The organism is Bradyrhizobium sp. A5 (assembly GCF_042076515.1).
GTDB classification, from domain to species: domain Bacteria; phylum Pseudomonadota; class Alphaproteobacteria; order Rhizobiales; family Xanthobacteraceae; genus Bradyrhizobium; species Bradyrhizobium cosmicum.
On sequence record NZ_CP148990.1, the window covers coordinates 5,892,220 to 5,913,779 of the forward strand.

23 protein-coding genes and 1 tRNA gene are annotated in these 21,560 nt (G+C 64.0%); 11 read left to right on the forward strand and 13 right to left on the reverse strand.

What is annotated here, in order from left to right; all coding sequences use genetic code 11:
- Positions 1-2: 2 nt before the first annotated feature.
- A complete protein-coding gene (locus WHZ77_RS27950; protein ID WP_375310902.1) occupies positions 3-1,493 on the reverse strand; it encodes an amidohydrolase family protein in 1,491 nt (496 codons plus the stop codon).
- A 166-nt stretch (positions 1,494-1,659) separates the two neighbouring features.
- Positions 1,660-2,868: an alpha/beta hydrolase family protein gene (locus WHZ77_RS27955; protein ID WP_375310903.1), complete on the reverse strand. Its 1,209-nt coding sequence runs from the start codon at positions 2,866-2,868 to the stop codon at positions 1,660-1,662.
- A gap of 103 nt (positions 2,869-2,971) precedes the next feature.
- Between WHZ77_RS27955 and WHZ77_RS27960 the strand changes: the two genes are divergently transcribed.
- The 3 genes from WHZ77_RS27960 to WHZ77_RS27970 all read left to right on the forward strand — a co-directional run bounded on the left by WHZ77_RS27960 (position 2,972) and on the right by WHZ77_RS27970 (position 4,088).
- Entirely contained in the window at positions 2,972-3,292 is a 321-nt protein-coding gene (locus WHZ77_RS27960; protein ID WP_375314828.1) for a type II toxin-antitoxin system RelE/ParE family toxin, read from the forward strand.
- Positions 3,293-3,328: 36 nt separating this feature from the next.
- A complete protein-coding gene (locus WHZ77_RS27965; protein ID WP_375310904.1) occupies positions 3,329-3,625 on the forward strand; it encodes a HigA family addiction module antitoxin in 297 nt (98 codons plus the stop codon).
- A 91-nt stretch (positions 3,626-3,716) separates the two neighbouring features.
- Entirely contained in the window at positions 3,717-4,088 is a 372-nt protein-coding gene (locus WHZ77_RS27970) for a hypothetical protein (RefSeq protein ID WP_375310905.1), read from the forward strand.
- A gap of 66 nt (positions 4,089-4,154) precedes the next feature.
- On the opposite strand, the gene WHZ77_RS27975 is transcribed toward WHZ77_RS27970, so the two are convergent.
- Positions 4,155-4,367 carry a hypothetical protein gene (locus WHZ77_RS27975; protein WP_375310906.1) on the reverse strand — a complete coding sequence of 71 codons (213 nt, stop codon included), beginning with the start codon at positions 4,365-4,367 and terminating at the stop codon, positions 4,155-4,157.
- 294 nt (positions 4,368-4,661) lie between these two features.
- Here WHZ77_RS27975 and WHZ77_RS27980 point away from each other — a divergent pair.
- Positions 4,662-5,428, forward strand: a protein-coding gene (locus WHZ77_RS27980) for an IS5 family transposase (RefSeq protein ID WP_339026611.1) whose coding sequence is annotated in 2 segments (ribosomal slippage) — positions 4,662-4,986 and positions 4,986-5,428 — 768 coding nt in all. Because the reading frame shifts where the segments join, the coding sequence is not laid out codon by codon here.
- Between the two features lie 67 nt (positions 5,429-5,495).
- On the opposite strand, the gene WHZ77_RS27985 is transcribed toward WHZ77_RS27980, so the two are convergent.
- Both WHZ77_RS27985 and WHZ77_RS27990 read right to left on the reverse strand, forming a co-directional pair.
- Positions 5,496-5,570 (reverse strand) — tRNA-Glu (locus WHZ77_RS27985).
- Between the two features lie 57 nt (positions 5,571-5,627).
- On the reverse strand, positions 5,628-5,972 hold the full coding sequence (locus WHZ77_RS27990; RefSeq protein ID WP_375310907.1) for a hypothetical protein: 345 nt from the start codon (positions 5,970-5,972) through the stop codon (positions 5,628-5,630).
- Here WHZ77_RS27990 and WHZ77_RS27995 point away from each other — a divergent pair.
- Complete coding sequence (locus tag WHZ77_RS27995) at positions 5,971-6,978, forward strand: RluA family pseudouridine synthase (RefSeq protein ID WP_375310908.1); 1,008 nt, start codon at positions 5,971-5,973, stop codon at positions 6,976-6,978. The two genes, WHZ77_RS27990 and WHZ77_RS27995, sit on opposite strands and share 2 nt — an antisense overlap.
- Positions 6,979-7,197: 219 nt before the next feature.
- On the forward strand, positions 7,198-8,097 hold the full coding sequence (gene rpoH, locus WHZ77_RS28000) for an RNA polymerase sigma factor RpoH (RefSeq protein WP_015688393.1): 900 nt from the start codon (positions 7,198-7,200) through the stop codon (positions 8,095-8,097).
- Positions 8,098-8,249: 152 nt separating this feature from the next.
- Here the strand turns inward: rpoH and WHZ77_RS28005 are convergent, their stop codons facing one another.
- Positions 8,250-8,468, reverse strand: a complete 219-nt coding sequence (locus tag WHZ77_RS28005; RefSeq protein WP_375310909.1) for a hypothetical protein — start codon at positions 8,466-8,468, stop codon at positions 8,250-8,252.
- Between the two features lie 154 nt (positions 8,469-8,622).
- On the opposite strand from WHZ77_RS28005, the gene WHZ77_RS28010 reads away from it, so the two are divergent.
- Entirely contained in the window at positions 8,623-8,964 is a 342-nt protein-coding gene (locus WHZ77_RS28010) for a hypothetical protein (protein ID WP_375310910.1), read from the forward strand.
- Between the two features lie 3 nt (positions 8,965-8,967).
- Here WHZ77_RS28010 and WHZ77_RS28015 read toward each other — a convergent pair whose 3' ends face one another.
- From WHZ77_RS28015 to WHZ77_RS28030, 4 genes are all read right to left on the reverse strand, one after another.
- On the reverse strand, positions 8,968-9,597 hold the full coding sequence (locus WHZ77_RS28015) for an N-acetylmuramoyl-L-alanine amidase (RefSeq protein ID WP_375310911.1): 630 nt from the start codon (positions 9,595-9,597) through the stop codon (positions 8,968-8,970).
- A gap of 34 nt (positions 9,598-9,631) precedes the next feature.
- The gene (locus WHZ77_RS28020; RefSeq protein WP_375310912.1) at positions 9,632-10,843 is read right to left on the reverse strand and encodes a GGDEF domain-containing protein; all 1,212 of its coding nucleotides are present in this window, start codon (positions 10,841-10,843) and stop codon (positions 9,632-9,634) included.
- A 660-nt stretch (positions 10,844-11,503) separates the two neighbouring features.
- Positions 11,504-12,115, reverse strand: a complete 612-nt coding sequence (locus WHZ77_RS28025) for a LysE family translocator (RefSeq protein ID WP_375310913.1) — start codon at positions 12,113-12,115, stop codon at positions 11,504-11,506.
- A 92-nt stretch (positions 12,116-12,207) separates the two neighbouring features.
- The gene (locus WHZ77_RS28030; RefSeq protein ID WP_375310914.1) at positions 12,208-12,582 is read right to left on the reverse strand and encodes a response regulator; all 375 of its coding nucleotides are present in this window, start codon (positions 12,580-12,582) and stop codon (positions 12,208-12,210) included.
- A gap of 130 nt (positions 12,583-12,712) precedes the next feature.
- Between WHZ77_RS28030 and WHZ77_RS28035 the strand changes: the two genes are divergently transcribed.
- A complete protein-coding gene (locus WHZ77_RS28035) occupies positions 12,713-13,543 on the forward strand; it encodes an SDR family NAD(P)-dependent oxidoreductase (protein WP_375310915.1) in 831 nt (276 codons plus the stop codon).
- A gap of 108 nt (positions 13,544-13,651) precedes the next feature.
- Here the strand turns inward: WHZ77_RS28035 and WHZ77_RS28040 are convergent, their stop codons facing one another.
- Positions 13,652-14,458 carry a lytic murein transglycosylase gene (locus WHZ77_RS28040; RefSeq protein ID WP_375314829.1) on the reverse strand — a complete coding sequence of 269 codons (807 nt, stop codon included), beginning with the start codon at positions 14,456-14,458 and terminating at the stop codon, positions 13,652-13,654.
- Positions 14,459-14,633: 175 nt separating this feature from the next.
- Here WHZ77_RS28040 and WHZ77_RS28045 point away from each other — a divergent pair, with 175 nt between their 5' ends.
- The 3 genes from WHZ77_RS28045 to WHZ77_RS28055 all read left to right on the forward strand — a co-directional run bounded on the left by WHZ77_RS28045 (position 14,634) and on the right by WHZ77_RS28055 (position 16,778).
- Positions 14,634-15,566 (forward strand): OmpA family protein, encoded by a 933-nt coding sequence (locus WHZ77_RS28045; protein WP_375310916.1) that lies wholly within the window; start codon positions 14,634-14,636, stop codon positions 15,564-15,566.
- A gap of 66 nt (positions 15,567-15,632) precedes the next feature.
- Complete coding sequence (locus tag WHZ77_RS28050) at positions 15,633-15,989, forward strand: hypothetical protein (protein WP_375310917.1); 357 nt, start codon at positions 15,633-15,635, stop codon at positions 15,987-15,989.
- 552 nt (positions 15,990-16,541) lie between these two features.
- Positions 16,542-16,778 (forward strand): hypothetical protein, encoded by a 237-nt coding sequence (locus tag WHZ77_RS28055; protein WP_375314830.1) that lies wholly within the window; start codon positions 16,542-16,544, stop codon positions 16,776-16,778.
- A gap of 106 nt (positions 16,779-16,884) precedes the next feature.
- Here the strand turns inward: WHZ77_RS28055 and rpoD are convergent, their stop codons facing one another.
- Together rpoD and dnaG are read right to left on the reverse strand one after the other, a co-directional pair.
- Complete coding sequence (rpoD, locus tag WHZ77_RS28060) at positions 16,885-19,026, reverse strand: RNA polymerase sigma factor RpoD (RefSeq protein ID WP_375310918.1); 2,142 nt, start codon at positions 19,024-19,026, stop codon at positions 16,885-16,887.
- Positions 19,027-19,404: 378 nt separating this feature from the next.
- Positions 19,405-21,420 (reverse strand): DNA primase, encoded by a 2,016-nt coding sequence (dnaG, locus tag WHZ77_RS28065; RefSeq protein ID WP_375310919.1) that lies wholly within the window; start codon positions 21,418-21,420, stop codon positions 19,405-19,407.
- Between the last annotated feature and the right edge of the window lie 140 nt (positions 21,421-21,560).

The window sequence follows — 21,560 nt, forward strand, 5'->3', positions numbered from 1 at the left end:
TCTCAACCCTCGACGACGGGACGGCGGACGGGCTTTCCGGGCCGCGCCGCGACATCGAGGATGCCGTCGCTGATCAACGGCTGGCCGCTGACCACCAGATGCCGCACGCCCGCCGACGGACGGTTCATCGCCGTGAAGGTCGCGCAGTCGCTGAGCTTCTCGTAGTCGAACACGACGATGTCGGCATCGGCGTCCTTCGTGAGCCTTCCCTTGGCGCGCATCGCCGGCGTGCTCTGCGACAGGATCTCCGCCGGGATCAGCGCGCATTTGCGCACGCCTTCCAGCAGCGACACGGTCTTGCGCTCGCGCACCCATTCGCGAATGAATTTCGTGAAGCAGCCGGCCGAGCGCGGGTGCGACGTGGCGTCATCGGGCAGCGGCCAGGCGTCACCGGTGTAGGTCTTGCCGTCCGACGTGGTCCACGGCATCGCGTCGGAGGCGATGGCCCCGCCGGGATACAGCACCGACATGTCGAGGAGGTCGCGGTGATGCGCGTTGTTCTCGGTGTCGAGGATGTGCCAGAGCACCAGCGAGGACGGCTCCTCGGCCTGCGCCTTGAGCAGCTCTTCGCGGTCGTGGAAACGGTAGCCGTCGGTCACGCGCTGCACTGAATCATAGCCGGTACCGTTGCGCTCGACGAATTCAGGATCGCTGAAGAAGGCCGCGGCCAGCACGGTCGAGCCGGTGCCGTAAGGATAAGCCTCGACCGTGATGGGCAGGCCCTGCGCCTGCGCCTTCGCGATCAGCACCCGGCAACGCTCGATGTCGGTCTTGCTCGACGAATTGAAATGGCAGATGTGCATGTGCGCGCCGGTGGCGCCGGCATAGCCGATCAGGCGGATATAGGCTTCGGCCGCGCTCTCGGGGTCGACGCGCGACATGTAGGCGACGTGGGTGAAGGTCGGCACGTCCTGCTTTGCGGCGAGCTGGCAGACCGCGGTCAATTCCTGCACGCCGGCGCCCGGCGCGTAGGCGTTCAAAATGCCGATGCCGATGCCGCCCTCGTTCAGGCCGCGCTCGAGACGTTCGAGAATGCCGGCGACCTCCGCATCACTCGCCACGTTGTCGATCCAGCGCCGGTCGCGCATGGCGTTGCCGAACGCCTCCAGCGAGCTCTCCGCATTGGAGCCCGTCATCGCGCCGATGCGCGCAAAGGCCCAGTTGGTGGCGGCCCCATAGTTCAGCACACGGCCTTTCCTGGCCTGCCGCTCATACCACGACCCGACCGGCAGCACGCCGGCCTCGAGATCGAGCGTCGTCGTCACGCCGTCGAACGCCTGCATGCGATCGGCCGGGATCGACTGGCCGTGGGCATGCAAATCGATGAAACCAGGGGCGACCACGAGGCCGGTCGCGTCGATCACCCGCTCGGCGCCGCCGAGGCCCGTGCCGACGGCAGCGATCCTGCCGTCCACCACCGCCACATCGCCAACGGCGTCCATCCCGCTCGCGGGATCCACCACCCGGCCGCCGCTGATCACCAAACCGCTCATATCGTCACTCCGAAAAGCTATTGCCAAAACCTCCAAAGGCCCGGCAGCAGCTTTGGAAGCGGAGACCGGCCGCATCGCGCACCGTCCCGGCGCGCATAGATGCAGATTTTGGGGGGAACGACTACCGCCGTTGATGCCGACGCATCATGCGGAATCGCGCGCGCGGTCAGAGCCCGTCAAACCACGATTTCCATTTCGGCACCGCCGTCGCAAAGGTGCCGCGATGGCTCGTACTACCGGTCGAGACGGCTTCGACGGCCGGGTTGCCGCTGCCGATCGCGCGCTGGTAGGTCATGGCGAGCTGGCCGAGCCCGACGCTGATCGCTTCGTCGGTCTCTCCGTAATAGTTGCGCACCGGGCTCTTGACGAGCCAGCGATACGCCTGTGTCTGCGCGACGAGCCGCCCGTAGGCCGAAGTTGCGAAGAACTGCGGATCGAAATAGTCGGCACGGATCAGCTTGTGCAGATCGGTCGGCACGTCCGCGGCGTTGAAAGGCTCGCGCATGTAGGCCTTGCGCGACACGTCGTAATAGGCATCCGCGATCAGCGAGCGCGCGAGCCCTGGCACGCCGTAATAATTCTCGAAGGAGAACGCCGTCAGTATGAACAGCGAATTCACCCAGCTCGCATCGTTCTTGCGCGGGAAGCTGAGAAAGCCGTTCAGCGCCACGAACGCGTCGACCGGCGCGCTCGCGGTTGCGGCGGCGTCGACCTTGATGCCGGATTGCTCGAGCTTCTCGAGCATGGCCATGGTCACGAACCCGCCTTGCGACCAGCCGGCGAGAAACAGTTTTGTCGTGGTGAGCTTGAGGTGATCGAGCACGGCGCGGCTTGCGATCAGCATGTCGTAGGTCGCCTGCTGGTGGCTCGCCTTGACCATATAGCCTTCCGGCTCGGTCGACGTGCCAAGCCCGAAATAGTCGGCGCCGATCACGACATATCCCTGGCCTGCGAACTGCGCGATCATCAGTTGCGTCTCCGGTGACTGTTCGGGAAACGACGGGACTTCCTGCTTCCCGTAAACCGTGCCGTGCTGGTACGTCACCATGGGAAACGACGTCCCCTCGACGTCGGGAACGGCCACCAGTCCGGACGTGACCGTCGGCTTGTTGCCACGCTCCGGCACCACGGACGCGTAGGTCACGCGATAGAGGCTGACGGCATTTCGCGCCGGGCTATAGGTTACGGTGATACCGGCGAAGGCCGGGGTATCGACCTGGAGGATCTTGTTCAGCTGAGCGGCATCCCAGCGGCCGATGCGCTGGTATTCGATGTTTGCCGACAATTTGACGATCTGGCTGTCCTGCGCCCGGGCCGAAAATCCCGGGAAGAGCTGGACAAGAAGCAGCAGCGAGAAGCATCGAACCAATTTCATGCAAAAGAACCGTTGAATGAGGACGTGACAGCCTAGGCGGTTTGGGTTGAGATTCTGTTTCGGGTGGGCGTCGGGCCCATCGTGGGACCCTCTGTTGATCGGCATGGTACGATCGACGCGCGCAGGCGCGACCACACCGGCAGTCTCGCGGCAGGATCTGCCCGAGTCACGTGCCTCTCGTCCCCCCGATACGATCCTTAAGTGCTTCCCGGCAGCCATCGCGAAGGTTGCACGCCGAAAGCTGATCATGGTGGACGCCGCCGATGTTCTCGATGCCCTGAAATCGCCTCCCGGCAATCGTCTTGAAGCTCTCAAGGGAGATTTGGCGGGCAAGTACTCGATCCGGATCAACGATCAATGGCGGATCGTGTTCAAATGGACCGATACAGGCCCCGAAGACGTCGAGATCCTGGACTATCACTAGCTCGGACGACCGCCACCGACTGAAAGGAGTTTGCAGATGACAAAGAAACTTCCGCCGATTCACCCTGGCGAAATCCTGCGCGAAGAATTTCTCGTTCCGCTCAAGCTGACGCCCTATGCGGTCGCGGCCGCCCTGAACGTGCCGCGCACCCGGATCGAACGCATTGCGCGCGAGGAAAAGCCCGTTACAGCCGACACCGCGCTACGGCTCGGCAAGTTTTTCAAGACCGGCGCAGCGTTCTGGATGAACATTCAGACGCGCTTCGACCTCGAAATGGCGGAAGATGTGCTTGCGCCGCAGATCAGGAAGATTGCAACTTACGAAGCGGTTTGAGAGCAACGCAATCGCGAATACCGACGATCCCATGCCAGTGAGTTTCGGAGACATCACCTAAGCCTTCGAATTCGCCAACACCAATGGCGACATGGGAGAATTTCGCGCGTTCGTCTGCAGGCAGACCGGAAATATCCATTATCAAACCGATTTCATTGACGGCTCTGAGTTGAAGGACGAACTGCCCGAGGACATTGACGACGAGGACAAGTACATTCCGCTCCCGGACAAGCGTGAACTCGGCCTGGGCAAGCCGCTGGTGCTCGACTTTGCCCGCGAATTCCTGCCGAACGATTTTGACGACGCCCGCTATTTCTTCAGCAAGCGGGGCGCCTATCCGAAATTCAAGGCGCTGCTCGCCAGACGAGGTGCGATCGATCGCTGGCATGTGTTCGAGGCGAAAGCCACGGAGCAAGCGTTGCGCGACTGGTGTGCGCTGAATGAGATCGAAATCGTCGGTTGATTGACCAAGCAGTCCAAGCCTCCGGACCCGAAGGCCCGGAGGTCGCATGCCGGACAAGCCGTCCGCTCAGTTCTGCCGGTGGACGGTGATGTTGATGTGGCCGCCGCCGCCGAGACTGCCCAGGGCTTCGATGCCTTTGCCCCATTGTTCGCCGACCCACTTCGCAGCCGAATGAACTTCATGCTTGATCCAGCCCCAGACGCCGCCTCCGGCAATGGCGTCGAGTTCTTCGATGGACAGTTCGCGGTTCTCAAAACCGGCGTCGTCAGGATTTTTCATTGGCGTCTCCAGTTGGTGATGCGGGCCATCCCGCAAGCACGCGCAGGATGCGCGCGCACGCCAGATGACAGCTGTGACGGCGATCACCTCGGTCGCGACAGGCAAAAAATTGTCGCTCACGTCGCGGGGCGACGAGGCTGGTGATCGCAGAGGAAGACAAGCGGGGCTGAAGCCCGGCTGCGGCCCTGCTTCGAGACGACCGGCTGCGGTGGGCTCCCAGGGATTAGGTTCTGTACCCATAACCATTGAGCGTTTGGGTTTGTCGTGATTCAAGGTCCCAGGAGGACCTTGATCATGGCCCGGTACGATGTTTCGGAGACCGAGTGGCGTTTGATCGCACCGCTGCTGCCCAACAAACCGCGGGGCGTGGCACGGGTGGACGACCGACGCATCATCAATGCGATCTTTTATGTTTTGAGGACGGGCTCGCCCTGGCGCGATCTGCCCAGTCGCTACGGGCCTTATACGACCGCCTATAATCGCTATAACCGCTGGTCGAAGGCTGGCGTCTGGCTGCGGATTTTCGAGACACTTGCGGCGCAATCACCCGGATCCCTGCACCTCATAGACTCTTCGATCATTCGCGCTCACCAGCATGCAGCCGGCGGTAAAAAGGGGGCCCGGATCACGCCATTGGCCGTTCTCGTGGAGGACTGAGCACCAAGATCAACGCCGTCGTGGATGAGAATGGCCTTCCATTGCGGATCGTGCTCTCCGCCGGACAGGCATCTGACAAGGCCGCCGTGGCAGCCCTGCTTGAGGGACTGCCGCCGGCCCGCGCGCTCATTGCCGATCGCGGCTACGACGCTCAGGCCATCGTCGAACTGGTTCGCCAGCGCGGCAGCGAGGCGCACATCCCGACCCAGCGGGACCGTAAAGTTCAGCGCTCGGTCGATCCGGGTCTTTATCGCCAGCGCAATATGATCGAGCGCTTCTTCTGCAAACTCAAACACTTCCGCCGCGTCGCTACGCGCTTCGACAAACTCGCTAGAAACTTCCTCGCCGCCGTTCTGCTGGCATCAACGAGACTTTGGCTCCGAGCTTATGAGTCCACGACCTAGATCGCGTTTTGTGGCGAGAGGCTGGGACCGGCGGACAGCGGAAAGTTCAACGCTCGATGGAGCCGGATGGCGCTCCCTAGGGGAATCGAACCCCTGTTTCAGCCTTGAGAGGGCCGCGTCCTAACCGCTAGACGAAGGGAGCGTGCGGGCTAGCCAATAACCTCGAAATTTGTCCGCCGCAAGGACCCGGGCGGGCCTTTTACGGCTCATTGGCAAATTTCAGCTTTCCAGCCGGCTTCAGGGTGTGGGCGTCGAAGGTGCGGATCTCGATGACCCCGCCGACATCGAGGGTAACGACGAGGCGGTCGCCGGCAACCCCGGTCGAGACGATCCTGGCGCCCTTCGGCAGGGTGGCGGTGACGTCGCCCACCGGCTCGGGCGCCCTTCCCTCGGACTTGAAAAGGCGGTAGCCCACCGCGATCAGGACGGCGCAGATTGCCAGCGCCGTGGTCAACCCCGCGATCAGCATCATCCGCCGCACCCGCGCAAACAGCGCGGCTTGCTCGGGGCTCGGTTCGGGAACAGCGGTATCAGACGTCGTCATGGAAAACTCAGGCTCTGCGCAAAGGTTGGAGGTTGTCGTCGAAGGCTCCGAGGGCTCGACCCGGCTCGACCGCGTGCTGGCGGTGCATCTCACCGAGCTGTCGCGATCGAGGCTGAAAGCCCTGATTCTGGCGGGAGCGGTGACCCTCAAGGCCTCAGCGATCCGCGACCCCGCTTATCACGTCAGTTCCGGCGATACGATCATAATCGACGTGCCGGAGGCAGCGCCCGCCGAGCCCAAGGGTGAGGATATCGCGCTCGATATCGTGTTCGAGGACGACGACATCGTGGTCCTCAACAAGCCGAAGGGGCTGGTGGTGCACCCCGCGGCCGGCCACGAAACCGGCACGCTGGTGAATGCGCTGATCGCCCATTGCGGAACGTCGCTGTCGGGCATCGGCGGGGTGCGCCGGCCCGGCATCGTGCACCGGCTGGACAAGGACACGACGGGGCTGATGGTGGTCGCCAAGAACGACCTCGCCCATGCCTCGCTCACCGCGCAATTCGCCGATCACGGCCGCACCGGACCGATGCGGCGCGGCTACATGGCCTTTGCCTGGGGCGTGCCCGGCCGGCACCGCGGCACCGTCGATGCACCGATCGACCGCCACCCATATGCGCGCGAGAAGATGGCGGTGCGCCAGAGCGGCCGCGAGGCGGTGACCCATTGGGAGATCCTCGAGAGCTTTGCCGGGCGCGACGGAAAGCCGATCGCGACGCTGCTCGCCTGCGAGCTCGAGACCGGCCGCACCCACCAGATCCGCGTTCACCTCGCTCATATCGGGCACCCTCTGATGGGCGACGCGATCTATGGCCCGCATTTCAAGACCAAGGCGAACCAGCTCGGGCCGGAATCGCAGGCCGCCCTGGACAGCCTTGGACGGCAGGCCCTGCACGCCTATCTTCTGGTATTGGAGCACCCGAGGACCGGAGAACTTCTTCACTGGGAGGCGGCTCTGCCGGAGGATTTGCTTCTCTTGCAGGGAGCCCTGAAAGCGGCGCTATGACGCAGCCCCCTTTGGAAAAGCGTTACATTACAAAAAGTTATAGCTGCCACACGGGGACGTGACGTCAGCAATCCTTCCCTTTTTGCCCCCCGATGGGGTATATTGCGCCTGCGTTGGAAATGACCAACGCGGAACATCGCAGCTACGGCCGGCTTTAACAAAGCGGTCGTCTGCCTGGCCCGCCGCTATCGGGGGCCTGAACCTTTGGAGGGCTCGCCTATGGCCCGTACCGCTGCTTTGCCGGTGCTCAATGGAGAATCCGGCCTCTCTCGCTACCTCGCCGAGATCCGCAAGTTCCCGATGCTGGAACCCCAGCAGGAATACATGCTCGCCAAGCGTTGGCGCGAGCATGACGATCGCGACGCGGCGCACCAACTCGTCACCAGCCATCTCCGCCTCGTGGCCAAGATCGCCATGGGCTATCGCGGCTACGGCCTGCCGATCTCCGAGGTCGTCTCGGAAGGCAATGTCGGCCTGATGCAGGCAGTGAAGCGTTTCGAACCCGAGAAGGGGTTCCGTCTCGCTACCTACGCGATGTGGTGGATCAAGGCGTCGATTCAAGAGTACATCCTGCGTTCCTGGTCGCTCGTGAAGATGGGCACCACCGCGAACCAGAAGAAGCTGTTCTTCAACCTGCGCAAGGCGAAGAGCAAGATCAACGCGCTGGACGAAGGCGATCTCCGCCCCGACCAGGTGAAGATCATCGCCAAGCGCCTCGGCGTCACCGATCAGGACGTGATCGACATGAACCGCCGCCTCGGTGGCGACGCGTCGCTCAACGCGCCGATCCGCGACGACGGCGAAGCCGGCGAATGGCAGGACTGGCTGGTCGACAATACGCCCAACCAGGAAGCCATGCTGGCCGAGCACGAGGAATATGACGAACGCCGCGACGCCCTGAACGGCGCCATGAGCGTGCTCAACCCGCGCGAACGCCGCATCTTCGAGGCCCGCCGCCTCGCCGATGATCCGATGACGCTGGAAGACCTTGCCGCCGAGTTCGGCGTGTCGCGCGAGCGCGTCCGCCAGATCGAGGTCCGCGCCTTCGAAAAGGTGCAGGCCGCGGTTAAGGGCACGATCGCAAAGGCCGAACAGGCCGCGCTGGAAGCCGCGCACTAAGCGAGGCTTCGGCACCAGAGATTGGCGGATCGAATGAGACGGAAAAGCCGGCGGTGACGCCGGCTTTTTTGTTGAGTGGCAGACGCGCAGATTTCCGGGCGATCGCCGGATATGGTGTTAGCGCCCGTCCGCTCCTGGCGCGGCGGGGGTGACTATCGCGGACGTTGTGCAAACTCGATCGCTACCATCAGCAGGTTTGCGGCGACATCCTTGCCGAACGTGTTGACCGTGATCGGACCTCCGTCCGGCACGCTAACGTCGAAGATCACATCCCCTCCGCTCGAAAGAACTTCCAATCGGATACCGTCGAAATCTATATCGCTGGCCCACTGATATTCCACAGCGCTTTCTTCGAATGTCGGTGTTCCCATCCCTGATGCCTATATCGAGTCGAGCCTGCCGATCTGCTGCCGGCTTGGGTGATCAACCTCACCCAACATCATTCGGAACCGAGCTTGCCTTGAACCCTCGCGTCCGGTCAACCGACCCAAATGAGCGATCCGCATCAATCGAACGGACACCATCGTGTCGATCATCCTGCAATCCACCGTCGGCGGCTTCTCCGCCCAGTTCATGCGCAAGCTGCCGCTGGTCGAGCAGGCGATGCGCGAGCACGGGCTCGACCCCGCGGAGTTCGTGATCTCGAAGGACTATGCGAGCACGGCGACGATCCCGATCATGGGTCCGTTCTTCTTCAACTACAGCGTGTTTTTCGGCGAGGAGACATTCACCGTCACCGAGCCGAACGACATGGTGTTCCTGGACTACTTCTTCAAGCGCGTGCTGGCGGCGGACGGACCGCCGGAAGTGCCGCGGCGACCGGGATTGATCCGGCGGTTGTTCGGCTGGATGTCGGAGCCGGTTTAACCTTCACTCCCCCCAGGTCCTCGCCAAGGTCGCGAGCGAGCAGCCTTCGCAATAGCGCGCGTCCTTGTAGTCGATCCAGTTGTGCGCATAGACGTGGTCGAGCGGGATGCCGTAGCGCGCGCGCAGGACCTCGACGAGGATCTTCCACGCCGCGACCTGCGCCTCGGTCGGACCGGCGGTGACATCGGGATAGTTACCCGCGAACTCGACGCCGATCGAATTGCCGCGCACGACCTGGCGGTAGGTCGGCTTGTTGTCGATATATTTGTTGTCGTTGCGATTGGCGCCGTCGCCATGGGTCGGCACCAGATTCTCCGCGACCGCCCAATAGACCGTGCCGTCGGTCTCGACCCACACCGTGACGCCGCGCCGCGTCGGATTCTTGGACTGCTGCTGCGCGCCGCCGCGCGCCGAGCCTGCCGGTCCCTCGGTCTGGTGCACGATGATGTTGCGCCAGGGGTGGGCGTTCTGAAGATCGCCCCACGACGCAAGCCAGACGATTTTCAGCCCGGGAATATCGGGCGTGCCGGGGCTGCGCGCGAGCTTTACGAGCCCGGCGTCGGTTGCGGCTGCGGGAACGACCAGGGCGAATGCAGCGAGAACAGCCGCGAGACGCAGGCGAGACATCATCATGCGGGTCCAATCACGGACCGAGCCTAGCACGGCTCTACGCGAATTTGCGTGCGGCCTCGCCGAGCCCGGGCGGCTCGGGCGAAAGCGGGGGTGCCGGATCGTACACGGCAAAGTCGTTCTTGCCGTTCTTCTTGGCGGCATAGAGGGCATGGTCGGCGTGCGCGATGAGCCGGTCCGGGAATTGGCCGATGCCGCGGTCCCATTCGGCGGCGCCGATCGAGATCGCGATCGCGATGTCCTTGCCGGCGCAAGCCACGGCATCCTGACGGCAGACCTCGAGCACGCGGCGGGCGATCATTGCGGCCTCGCGCAAGGACGATGACGGCAGCACGATGCAGAACTCGTCACCGCCGGTGCGGGCGAGCATGTCGCCCGGCCGCAGCCGCGTCTGCGCCATCAGGGTGAAGTGCCGGAGGCAGTCGTCGCCGGCGGCGTGGCCGTGGGTGTCGTTGATGGTCTTGAAGCCGTCGAGGTCGATCACCAGCAGCGAGAACGGCTCGCCGCTGCGCTCCGAGCGGGCGCATTCCTCGGACAGGCGCTGCAGCAGATGCCGCCGGTTGGCGACACCGGTGAGGTCGTCGAGCAGCGCGAGGTCGGCGACCTCGTTGCGCAGCCGGTCCATCGCCATCAGCAGGAAGCCGAAATTGAGCGTCATCGACAGGAACAGGAGCCCCAGCACCATCACGGCATGGGCCTGGCCGCCGGCCACCGAGGAGAAGTCGCCGCCGAGCAGGTTGCCGACTGAACGCGCCGCGAAGATCGCGATCATGATGAGGATCACGATGCCGGACAGCCGGGCGCCCGGACTGACGCGGCCCTTCGGCGGCGACAACAGCAGACCCAGCGCCAGCACCAGCGGCAGCGCCTGACCGAGCGTGTAGCTGAGCATGCGCAGCTGCATCTGTTCGAAGCCGACCATGAAGACCGCGACGCCGGCGAGGCTCGCGCATCCCGTTGCGGTCAGGACTCGCCATGAGACCGGCCGATCGTAGAACCGCTGAATGCCCATGGCGGCGAGGCAACTCGCCGCAATGACACCGGCAGCGCCAATCAGAAGCGGCAGGGGGGAGTCGACGAACAGGCGGACCAGTGCCGTCATCGCACCCGTCGCGCCGACGAAGCACGATGCCATCCAGAACCGCGCAGCCGCGAATTTCGGATAGGAGCGCGTCACGTAGGCCCAGATCAGGCCGAGCGCCAGGAAGTTGACGACGAAGACGGTCCAGAGTGTCGGCAAGTTCAGCATGGCGACCGCAGCCCGCGCAGCGTCGCGCCCCCCGTCTCTGGCAGCCGTTCGTCCATGACCCGTCCCCGTTTTCTTGCGGCAAAGAATGCGCGGGTTGCACTTAACGGAACCTCACTGCGATCTGCGAAAGTCCGCCCTTGGTTTTGGATTCATGAACGGCGCGCGGTGATTGCCGGATCGTTAGCCATGTCGCCTGGCCCGCCGCGAGCGCGCTGCGAGGCGGATTCACGGGCAAAAATCACCCGAAAATGCATCTGAACTGTGGATAACGTAATGACACAGATGTGACAGTGCGGGGCAGAGACCTGCGAATCTGCTGAGCTTGTCGTCGAGGATGTTGCGAGGCTGGCCCTCCGCCGAGCATCCCTCGTGTCGCGTTTAACCATGAACCCTTGAGAGGATACTATGGCTAAGAAAGCGAAGAAGGCGAAGAAGGCGACGAAGAAGAAGGCCAAGAAGGCCGCGAAGAAGAAGTAGCCAGCATGTTCTTTGCCCGGGTGGAGTCTCGCTCCGCCCGGGCGTCGGGTAAGCGAGTTTGAAGATGGCGGGCCCGAGGCCCGCTTTTTTGTTGCCTGAGTGGTGGAGACACGAACGCTCCACAGCCTCATGGCCGGGCTTGTCCCGGGCACGACGACCTTTCGATATCAAGGGTGAGAGAGCCTACCGCTCCGCGAACGCCAGCTTGGCGCCGAGGGCGGCAAAGCCCGCGGCAAAGCTACGGCGCAGCCACGCCATGACGCGGGGCCGCGAGATGACACGTTCGCGCACGGAGGCAGCACAGAGGCCGTAGACGACGAACACGGCAAAGGTCATCGCCATGAAGGCGCCGCTCAATTCCAGCATCCGCGCCAGCACATGGGCCTCGTCCACCGCGACGAATTGCGGCAGGAAGGCGAGGAAGAAGATCGAGAGCTTCGGGTTGAGGATGTTGATCAGGAAGCCGGTCACGATGACCCGGCCGCTGGAGCGTTCCTTGATCGCACCCTCGACCGAAAGCGCGCCGGTCTCGCGCAGCGCCTGCCAGGACATATAGAGCAGATAGAGCACCCCGCCCCATTTCAACGCTGCAAAGGCGAGCGCGCTGGTGTGCAGCACGGCGGCGAGGCCCAGCATCGCCGCGATCATGTGCGGCACGATCCCGAGAGTGCAGCCGAACGCCGCCGCGACGCTGGCACGCGAGCCGCGCGTAAGCGCCGCAGCCAGCGTGTAGAGCACGCCGGTGCCGGGCGAAGCGACGACGATGAGCGAGGTGAGCAGGAACGACCAGGACATGGTCTCGTCGCTACCACCCCCGAGGCTGACCGGGAAATCACGACCCGGTCAGCGGGCCGGCGTGGATCGACCGACCGCGGGGTGGCGCTGCGCTAATTCAACTGGGCGATCTCGGCCTCGCGCAGGACGTCCAGCGGCGCCCATGGCTTGGCCCAGAATTTGGCGCCATCGGGCAAGCGCTGCATCAGCGGGCGACCGGAGGTGACGACGACATCGAGCCTGGGATTGCGGCCCTTGGCGACGTGCGCCAACTCGACCCCGGTCATGCGGCCCGCGAGCTGCACGTCGGTGAGCATCAGGCACAGCGCGCCGGCGTTCTTGTCCAGCACGCGTTCGGCAGCCTCCGCGCTTTCGCACTGGATGACCAGGTAGCCGCTCTCTTCCAGCAGGAGACTCAGCATCTCCCGCTGCATGGCGTCGTCCTCAACGATCAACGCGGTCGCTTGATATGGCTGCGCCTGTCCCATTTGACTGCTCCCAAAATGCTCGCCTCCGCTCAAGTGGCGTGGGTTAAGGGGACGAGACGCGATATGGTTCGGTTCCAGACTGAAAAATGTGTCGATAGAAGTTCCCATCTCGCGATTGACGGAGCCAACCATGACGACGATTCGCGGCGCGGCCGCCATCACGGGAGCGGCCAGCGGCATCGGTCGCGCCCTCGCCTTCGAACTCGCAAGCCGCGGCTGCGACCTTGCGCTCGCCGATCGCGACGAGGCTGGGCTGAAGACGCTCGCCGCCGAGATCGGACGGGATCACAAGATCAGCGTGCATCGCGTCGATGTCGGCGAAGCCGGCGACATCGCGCAGTTCGCCGCCGATGCGATCGCGGCACATCCCACGCTCGGCATCGTCATCAACAATGCCGGGGTGGCGCTGATGGGATCGTTCGAGGAGATCGACCAGGCGCAGATGGAGTGGCTGTTCGACATCAATTTCTGGGGCGTCGTGCACGGCACGCGCGCCTTCCTGCCACATTTGAAGACGCGAGGCGAGGCGCACATCGTCAACCTCTCCTCGATCTTCGGCATCATCGCGCCGCCGGGACAGTCGGCCTATGCGGCGGCCAAGTTCGCGGTGCGTGGTTTTTCCGAGAGCGTGCGCCATGAGCTTGCAGTCGCGGGCAGCCCGGTGAGGCTCTCGGTCGTGCATCCCGGCGGCGTCGCCACCGCCATCGCGCGCAACTCGCGCACCGGGGTCGGCGTCACCGACAACGCCCGCCGCGCGCAATCGATCGAACGGTTCGAGACGGCGGCGAGGACGACACCAAAGCAAGCCGCGCTGCGCATCATCGGGGGCATCGAGAGAAACGAGCCGCGCATCCTGATCGGCAACGACGCCCGCTTCATGGACCTGCTGCAGCGTTTTCGCCCGGGGACCTATTGGGGGCCGCTGCAGCGGAAGCTGGAGAAGATGGCGAAGGGGAAGTGAATTCGTAGGGTGGGCAAAGCGAAGCGTGCCCACCACTTCTGACAACGCAAAGGATGGTGGGCACGGCGCTGCGCGCCTTTGCCCACCCTACAAGAACGATGCCGCCTCTCACTGCCCCGCCAGCCGATCCGCAAAATACCCGATCGTCTTGCGGTAGATCACGGCCCGGTTCCACTCCCGCATCGCCTCGAAATTGGCGGTGCCTTCGCCATAGGGCTGACCCATCTTGAAGCCGTTGCTGTGGAGCAGGTTCGCGGTCGAGGCGAGCACGTCGGGGACGCTGTGGCGGAGGTCGACGTGGCCGTCGCCGTCGAAATCGACACCGTACTTGATGTAGGACGACGGCAGGAACTGGGTCTGGCCGATCTCACCGGCAAAGGCGCCGATCAGGTCGCGCAGCGGCAGATCGCCGCGCTGCACGATCTTGAGGGCTGCGAGCAGCTCGCCCTGGAATAGCTCGGTGCGGCGGCAGTCATGCGCGAGCGTCGCCAGCGTGCGGACCACCGGCATCTTGCCAATGTCGCCCTTGCCGAAATCGCTCTCCAGGCCCCAGATCGCAACCAGGATAGTGCGAGGCACGCCGAACTGCTGCTCGATGCGCGAGAGCAGCGCGGCGTGACGCTGCAACAGCGCCTTGCCGCCATTGATGCGGCCGGGGCCAACGCGGGTCGAGACGTACTGCTCAAAACTCTTGTTGAAGGTGTGGCGCTGGCGCCGGTCGAAGGCGAGCACCGCGCCGTCCTGCTGCACGCCGCTGAGCGCCGCATTGGTCACGCTCGCCGAGACACCGGCCGCCTGCGCCTCCGAGGCCATGCTGGCGACGAAGCTGTTGAAGTCGCCGCCGCAGCGCGCGGCCTCGGCCGAGCCGCCGGCCAGACAGACGATAAAGGCGGTGGCCAAGCCTCGTCCAAACATCAGGGCGTGTCTCAGCATGCGGGAAAATCCTTTGAACAATGTGCGTGGGATGCCACGCGCGATCATGCCCGGGAACAGGATTCACGTCAAAGCGGCAAAATCTCGCCAGAACCGATCCGGCCGTGTGCGCGACTAACGAGCAGCGCTCCCCCCGTCCCACCCGATCGAGATGACCATGCCCATTCCCTGCCGGATGTTCGCTGTCCTCGCCCTGCTCTCCTTTCACACGGTCACCGTCTCGGCACAGACGCGTGACGTTGCCGGCAGCCGAGATTATCCCGGCATCGGCCGGTTCAGCGGCAGTGCCATCACCGGCTATGTCGTGAACGATTTTGACGCGGCGCGGATGCAGGCGGCAAGCTTCAAGGACGGCCAGCCGACCGACGCGCGGCGGCTCGAGGGCCGCATCGTCCGCATCGCCTACCGCACCAATCCAGGCCCTTCGATTCTGGAAGTGTCGCGCAATTTCGAGATGCAGCTTGCCAAGGCCGGCTTCGAGACCTTGCTGGCCTGCGACACCGACGCCTGCGGCGCGATTCCGTTCACGGAAAGCATCGACACGCTGCCGATCCCCCAAATGTGGGTCGACGGCTTCAGCTACCGCTATGTTGCCGGCCGCAAGACCGAGGGCGGGCGCGAGATTTGGGCCAGCGTCCTCGTCAGCCAGAACAACCAGGAAATCTATGCGCAGGTCACCGTCGCGGAGCTGGGGGCGATCGCGAACAAGATGGTCGATGCCGCCGCGATGGCCAAGGGCCTCGGCGAGACCGGCCACATCGCGCTCTACGGCATCTATTTCGACACCGACAAGGCCGTGCTGAAACGCGAGAGCCGCCCGACGCTGGAGCAGATCGCCAAGCTGCTGGCCAGCCAGCCCCAGCTCAACGTCTTCATCGTCGGCCACACCGACAGCCAGGGCGCCTATGAGTACAATCTCGACCTCTCGAAGCGCCGCGCCGACGCGGTCGCCGCAGAGCTGGTGAAGAACTTTCGCATCGCCCAAACACGGCTGCGCACCGCCGGCGTCGGATTGCTGGCCCCGGTCGGCTCGAATGCAAGCGATAGCGGCCGCGCGCTGAACCGGCGGGTGGAACTGGTGGCGCCGTGAGGCCTTGCTCGTCATTCCCGGACGCTGCTGCTATGATGTCGATGCTTGCGCAGGAGGCGAAACGCCATGCCCGACAATCAGCATTCTCTTCCACCACGCCCCGCCCTGCTCCGCATCCCCCTGTTTCGCCTGCTCGCCATCAACCTTGCGATCGGCGCCTGCGCCGCGGCACTGCTCGTCGGCGGGCTGCTCTGGCTCAACCCCGGTCATCTGCGTGAGCTGATCTTCGCCGACCGCGCCCCCGGCATTGCGCTTCTCGTCCTGCTCGGCTCCTTCCTCATCACTTTCGGCTCCGCCGCGATGGGCAGCGCGATTATGCTGCAGGGACGCAAGGAAGATAAAGAGGATGACGGCCAGCGCGGCGGCGGACACGGATCGCGGCTCGCCGTACAGGAACTGACGCAGCGTGCGCACACGCGCTGAGATGTGCACTGCGAGTTGGAATACGTTCGCGTGCAGGGAACGAGAGCCCTCCGCATGCATTCGGAAAAGATGCAGCTCTACGCGTTTCAACACATCCCGCGCGAGTTCTCGCTGCATCGCGAGGGCGAAGTGCTGAACAAAGTGTTTTGACTATCCAATCATCTGCTTCGAAAATTCGTGGAGGCGGCGCTCGCCATCGACGCATATCTGATGCGCACGCTGCGACATCAATGCCGTCATGATTTGCCTTGCCATGGCAAGGCGATGCTATTAGCCTTCTATTTTAGGTTGTTGCCCTACCAGCCCCGGGCGACGCTGAAGACCAAAAATAAACGGCGGGCTTTGCGGCCCGCCGTTTATTGAGGTCGGGGCCGCGTCAACCGGAAGCATCGGATTTTGCGAAGCGCTGGACGCTTCCATCCTGCCCGAATTGCCAACGGACGTCGTCGCTCGATCCCGCAACCGGTTCCGGCGCCGCAAAGGCCGTGGCTGACTACCGGAAACCCGCCAAAGTCATTTGACTATGGCGCCCTGATCGACGACAAGCCCGCCATGGCCAAAAAACCCGGAACCAATCCCAAAGGCGAATTCGCCTTTTTCAACGTCTTCTATGAAGACGGCTCCCAGCGCTCCAACCGCCGCGTGCCTTCGGAATTGCTCGGAGGCCTCGACGGCGACGAGCCAGCCCGTGCCTTCATCATGGAGCAGGACCGCGAGATCGCTGAAAAATCCGGCCGCCCGCCGCTGGCCATCAAGGACCTGGAGCGGGTCGGCGCGAAGAAGAAATAGGCGCCGCGCGCCGGCCACGCGACATCATCCCAAAAGAAAAACGGCGGGCTTTCGACCCGCCGTTTTCGTTTGGATGGATGCCGGATCGAGTCCCGGCACGCCTGAACTAGTTGTCCAGGAAGCTCCGCAGCTTCCGGCTCCTTGACGGATGCTTCAGCTTGCGCAGCGCCTTGGCCTCGATCTGGCGAATACGCTCACGCGTCACGCTGAACTGCTGGCCGACTTCTTCCAGCGTGTGGTCGGTGTTCATGCCGATGCCGAAGCGCATGCGCAGCACGCGTTCCTCGCGCGGGGTGAGCGAGGCGAGCACGCGCGTGGTGGTCTCGCGCAGGTTCGACTGGATCGCGGCGTCGATCGGCAGGATCGCGTTCTTGTCCTCGATGAAATCGCCGAGGTGTGAATCCTCTTCGTCACCGACGGGGGTTTCGAGCGAGAGCGGCTCCTTGGCGATCTTGAGGACCTTGCGGACCTTCTCCAAGGGCATGCCGAGCTTTTCGGCGAGCTCTTCCGGGGTCGGCTCGCGGCCGATCTCGTTGAGCATCTGGCGCGAGGTGCGCACGATCTTGTTGATCGTCTCGATCATGTGCACGGGGATGCGGATGGTGCGCGCCTGGTCGGCGATCGAGCGGGTGATCGCCTGCCGAATCCACCACGTGGCGTAGGTCGAGAACTTGTAGCCGCGGCGGTACTCGAACTTGTCGACCGCCTTCATCAGGCCGATGTTGCCTTCCTGGATCAGGTCGAGGAACTGCAGGCCGCGGTTGGTGTATTTCTTTGCGATCGAGATCACGAGACGGAGGTTGGCTTCCACCATCTCCTTCTTGGCCTGACGGGCTTCGCGCTCGCCCTTCTGCACCGAGTGCACGATCTTGCGGAACTCGACGATCTCGAGGCCCGTGAGCGCAGCGAGTTGATGCACCTCGTGGCGCAGGTCCTTGATGCGGTCCTTCTCGTGGTGGACGAAATTCTTCCAGCCCTTGGCCGAGAGCTTCGAGACACGGTTGAGCCAGCGCGGATCAAGCTCCGAGCCGGTGTAGTTGCGCAGGAAGTCTTCGCGCGCGACGCCGTGACTGTCGGCCAGGCGCATCAGGCGGCCCTCGTGCGAGACGAGGCGCTTGTTGATGTCGTAGAGCTGCTCGACGAGGCTGTCGATACGCGCCTGGTTCAGGCGCAGCGACTTCACCTCGACGATGATCTCGTCCTTGAGCTTGCGGTACTTGCGCTCCTGGTGCGGGGAGAGCGAGGGACCATGCGAGGTGCTCTCGAGCTGGTTCTGGATGTCCTGCTCTTGCAGCTTGCGCAGCTTCTTGTAGCTCTCGGCGATCTTGTCGAAGATCTCGACGACCTTCGGCTTGAGCTCGGCCTCGATTGCCGCAAGCGACATCTGGTTCTCGAACTCGTCGTCATCGTCCATGTCGGCTTCGGCGGCGGCCTCGCCCGGATCCTTCTCGGCTTCGCCGGCATTGCCCGGCGCAGGCGCGGCGCGGAACGGGGTCGGCGCCGGCGGTGCGGCGGGCGGCGCGACATGCGCGCCCACGGCCGCGGCGGCCTGGCCGCCTTCGGCCGACGCTTCGCCGTTGGGACCGGCGATCATCGCGGTGTTCATGCCGGCCTTGGCATCGGGGCCGGCATAGGTCGCTTCGAGATCGATGATGTCGCGGAGGAAGATCTTGCCTTCGTTGAGCTCGTCGCGCCAGATGATGATGGCCTGGAAGGTCAGCGGGCTTTCGCACAGTCCCGCGATCATCGCCTCGCGACCGGCCTCGATGCGCTTGGCGATCGCGATTTCGCCTTCGCGGGACAAGAGCTCGACCGTGCCCATCTCGCGCAGATACATGCGGACGGGATCGTCGGTGCGCTCGCCCGGCTCGCTCTTCTTGACCTCGGTGACGGCCTTTTGCGTGACCTCGACGAGTTCGTTGTCGGTCTCGTCCTCGCCGCCCTCGTCCTTGTCCTCTTCGCCTTCGCTATCGTCGGCTTCGGTGACGTTGATGCCCATGTCGGAGAGCATGGACATGATGTCCTCGATCTGCTCGGGGGAGGTCTGGTCGGACGGCAAAACTTCGTTGAGCTGATCGAAGGTCACGAAGCCGCGCTTCTTGGCCTGCTTGATCATCTTCTTCACTGCCGCGTCGGACAGATCGAGCAACGGCGACGGCGCGTCCTGGGAATCCTTCTCCGGAGCGTCCGCTGCCTTGTCGTCTTTTTCCTTGTCCTTCGCCTGCAGCGTCTTTGCCTTGGTGGCCATCCATTGCTCCTAAACGCGCTTCATGCGGAAGGCACATCGGCCCGCCCGCGTGAAATCACTTGAACCTGTTGCTCGACGCTCTCGCTTCGCCAGATCTCGACACGGAAAGGGCGGCGCGCATGTCTCTCGCCACCCCGACCTTTCTCTCGCCGGATTTGCCTAACGCTTCGTGAGCCTCTTTGTCACAGCGGATGCAGGTGAAGTGCCAACAGCTATTGCGCGGATTCATTCCTGACGCGTCTGTTCTGCCTGCGGCCGCCTGGGGGCCAAAGTGCTACAAGACCGTTAAGCCTCGATTAACCCTGTTTTTGCCGCCAAACCTTGGATTTGGCGAGTCTTTTAGCGGTTCCGGCCCCGGCCGTCCGCATGATTCTTTCATCACACGCTCTTCTGGAACCGGCCCGACAGCTCGCCAAAACCCTCGATCAGGGCCTCGGTGCCGTCAACTTCGGCCAACCGAGCCTTCACGTCACGAAGCCACGCCATATTGGCCTCGCTGGGATCCTCCCCTAAGGCCAGCTCGGCGTCCTTCAATTCTCTAAGTAGTGAATGGTACTGCCGATGCAAGGCAACGAGCTGGTGCCAGGTGGCGAGAACGTCGTCCTGCGCAGCGCCCTCGCGGGCGCCCCATACCGCCTGGGTCGTGATACGCCCCTCAACCTTTTGAATAAGCTGTGAAAATCCGCCCTTCTCGAGATCGTCGCGCATCTTCTCGGCCTGCTCGGAGGGGTCCGGGCTGTGGTGATGGTCGTTGGCGAAGGCGGCGATGATGCCGGCCCGGAGCTTGTGGACGTCGGAGTGGATGAACTCCAGGGCTGCGGCCTCCTCGAGGTGCTCGTGCAGCAGCCAGGGGTGGTTGATCAGAATTTGCAGGATCAGCGCCTCGCGCCGGGAAATGGCGCTGCGCTGACCCTGCATGATCGGGCTGGCCGCCAGCTGGGGGCTGGCCGCCTGGTAGGGGCCGGAGGGCAGCATGACGGGACCGGGCGGGCCGCGACGTCCCTGACTACCGAATCCCTGGCCGCCGAATCGATTCGCCTGCCCCCCGCCGCGGGGCTGGAACGGGCGGCCGCCGCCACCTGGGCGGAAATTGCCGCGGCCGGCAAAGCCGCCGCGGCCGCTCTCCGGCGCAAAGGTGCGCTGAAGCCGCTCGGCGAGATCCTGGCGATAATAGCGCCGTACCACCTCGTCACGGATACCGCCCGCGAGCTCCTTGATGCGTGCCTCCAGCGCGGCGCGGCGCTCGGGGGTGGCAAAATTGCCGCCTTCGAGCTCGCGCGACCAAAGCATGTCGGCAAGCGGCCGCGCCGCCGCGATCACCTCCTCGACCGCCCCGCGGCCGCCGGAGCGCACGAGATCGTCGGGGTCCTGCCCTTCCGGCAGCAACGCAAAGCGCAGGCTCTTGCCCGGCGCGAGGAAGGGCAGCGCGAGATCAGCGGCGCGATAGGCCGCCTTCTGCCCGGCCTTGTCGCCGTCGAAGCAGAGGATCGGCTCGTCCGCCATCTTCCAGAGCAGTTGAAGCTGGTTTTCGGTCAGCGCAGTGCCGAGCGGCGCCACGCTGCCCGCAAAGCCCGCGGTAACCATGGCGATGACGTCGACATAACCTTCGACCACAATCAGCGAAGCACCGTTATGCGCGGCAGCGCGCGCGGTCTGGTGATTGTAGAGATTGTCGCCCTTGTGGAAGAGCGGCGTCTCCGGCGAGTTGAGATATTTGGCCGGAACGTCCTTCTCCAGCGCGCGTCCGCCGAAGGCGATGACGCGGCCGCGCAAGTCCGTGATCGGAAACATCACGCGGTCGCGGAAGCGGTCATAGGGCACGGGAATGTCGTTGCCGGCAACGAGCAAGCCGGTCTCGACCATGTCGTCGACGGAGATGCCGAGCTTGCCGAGATGCTCCTTCAGCGCGAAGCGATCGGGCGAGGCATAGCCGAGGCGAAACTGCACTTGCGTCGCCGGCGAGATCGCGCGGTCGGCGAGATAGCCGCGCGCCTTGGCGCCGACGCGCGAGGCCAGCGTTTCCGCGAAATATTTCGCGGCGAGATCCATGACGTCGTGCAGCGTCCGACGCCGCTGCTCGTGCCGCGCCGCGTCCGGCGTCACCGCCGGCAGCGGCAGGCCCGCGATGCTGGCGAGCCGCTCGACCGCCTCGGCGAACGGCAGGCCGTCGGTCTCCATCACGAAGGTGATGATGTCGCCGTGCTTGCCGGAGGAGAAGTCGTGGTAAAAACCCTTCTGGTCGTTGACGTAGAAGGACGGCGTCTTCTCCTGCTGGAACGGCGACAGCCCCTTCCACTCCCGCCCCGCCTTCTTCAGCTTGACGCGCTTGCCCACGACTTCGGAGACCGAAAGCCGGGCACGAAGCTCGTCGAGGAATTGGGGCGTGAAGCGCATGGGCTGTGTCTAGCGCGAACCAGGGTGAGTCGGGCGAAGGATCAGGGATATAGGTGCGGCCTGCCCAGAAGTTAGGTTTAGGCGGGTTATCCGAGTTATTCGACCTATGCACAGGGCCTCCCGTCATGCCGAGCCGCCTA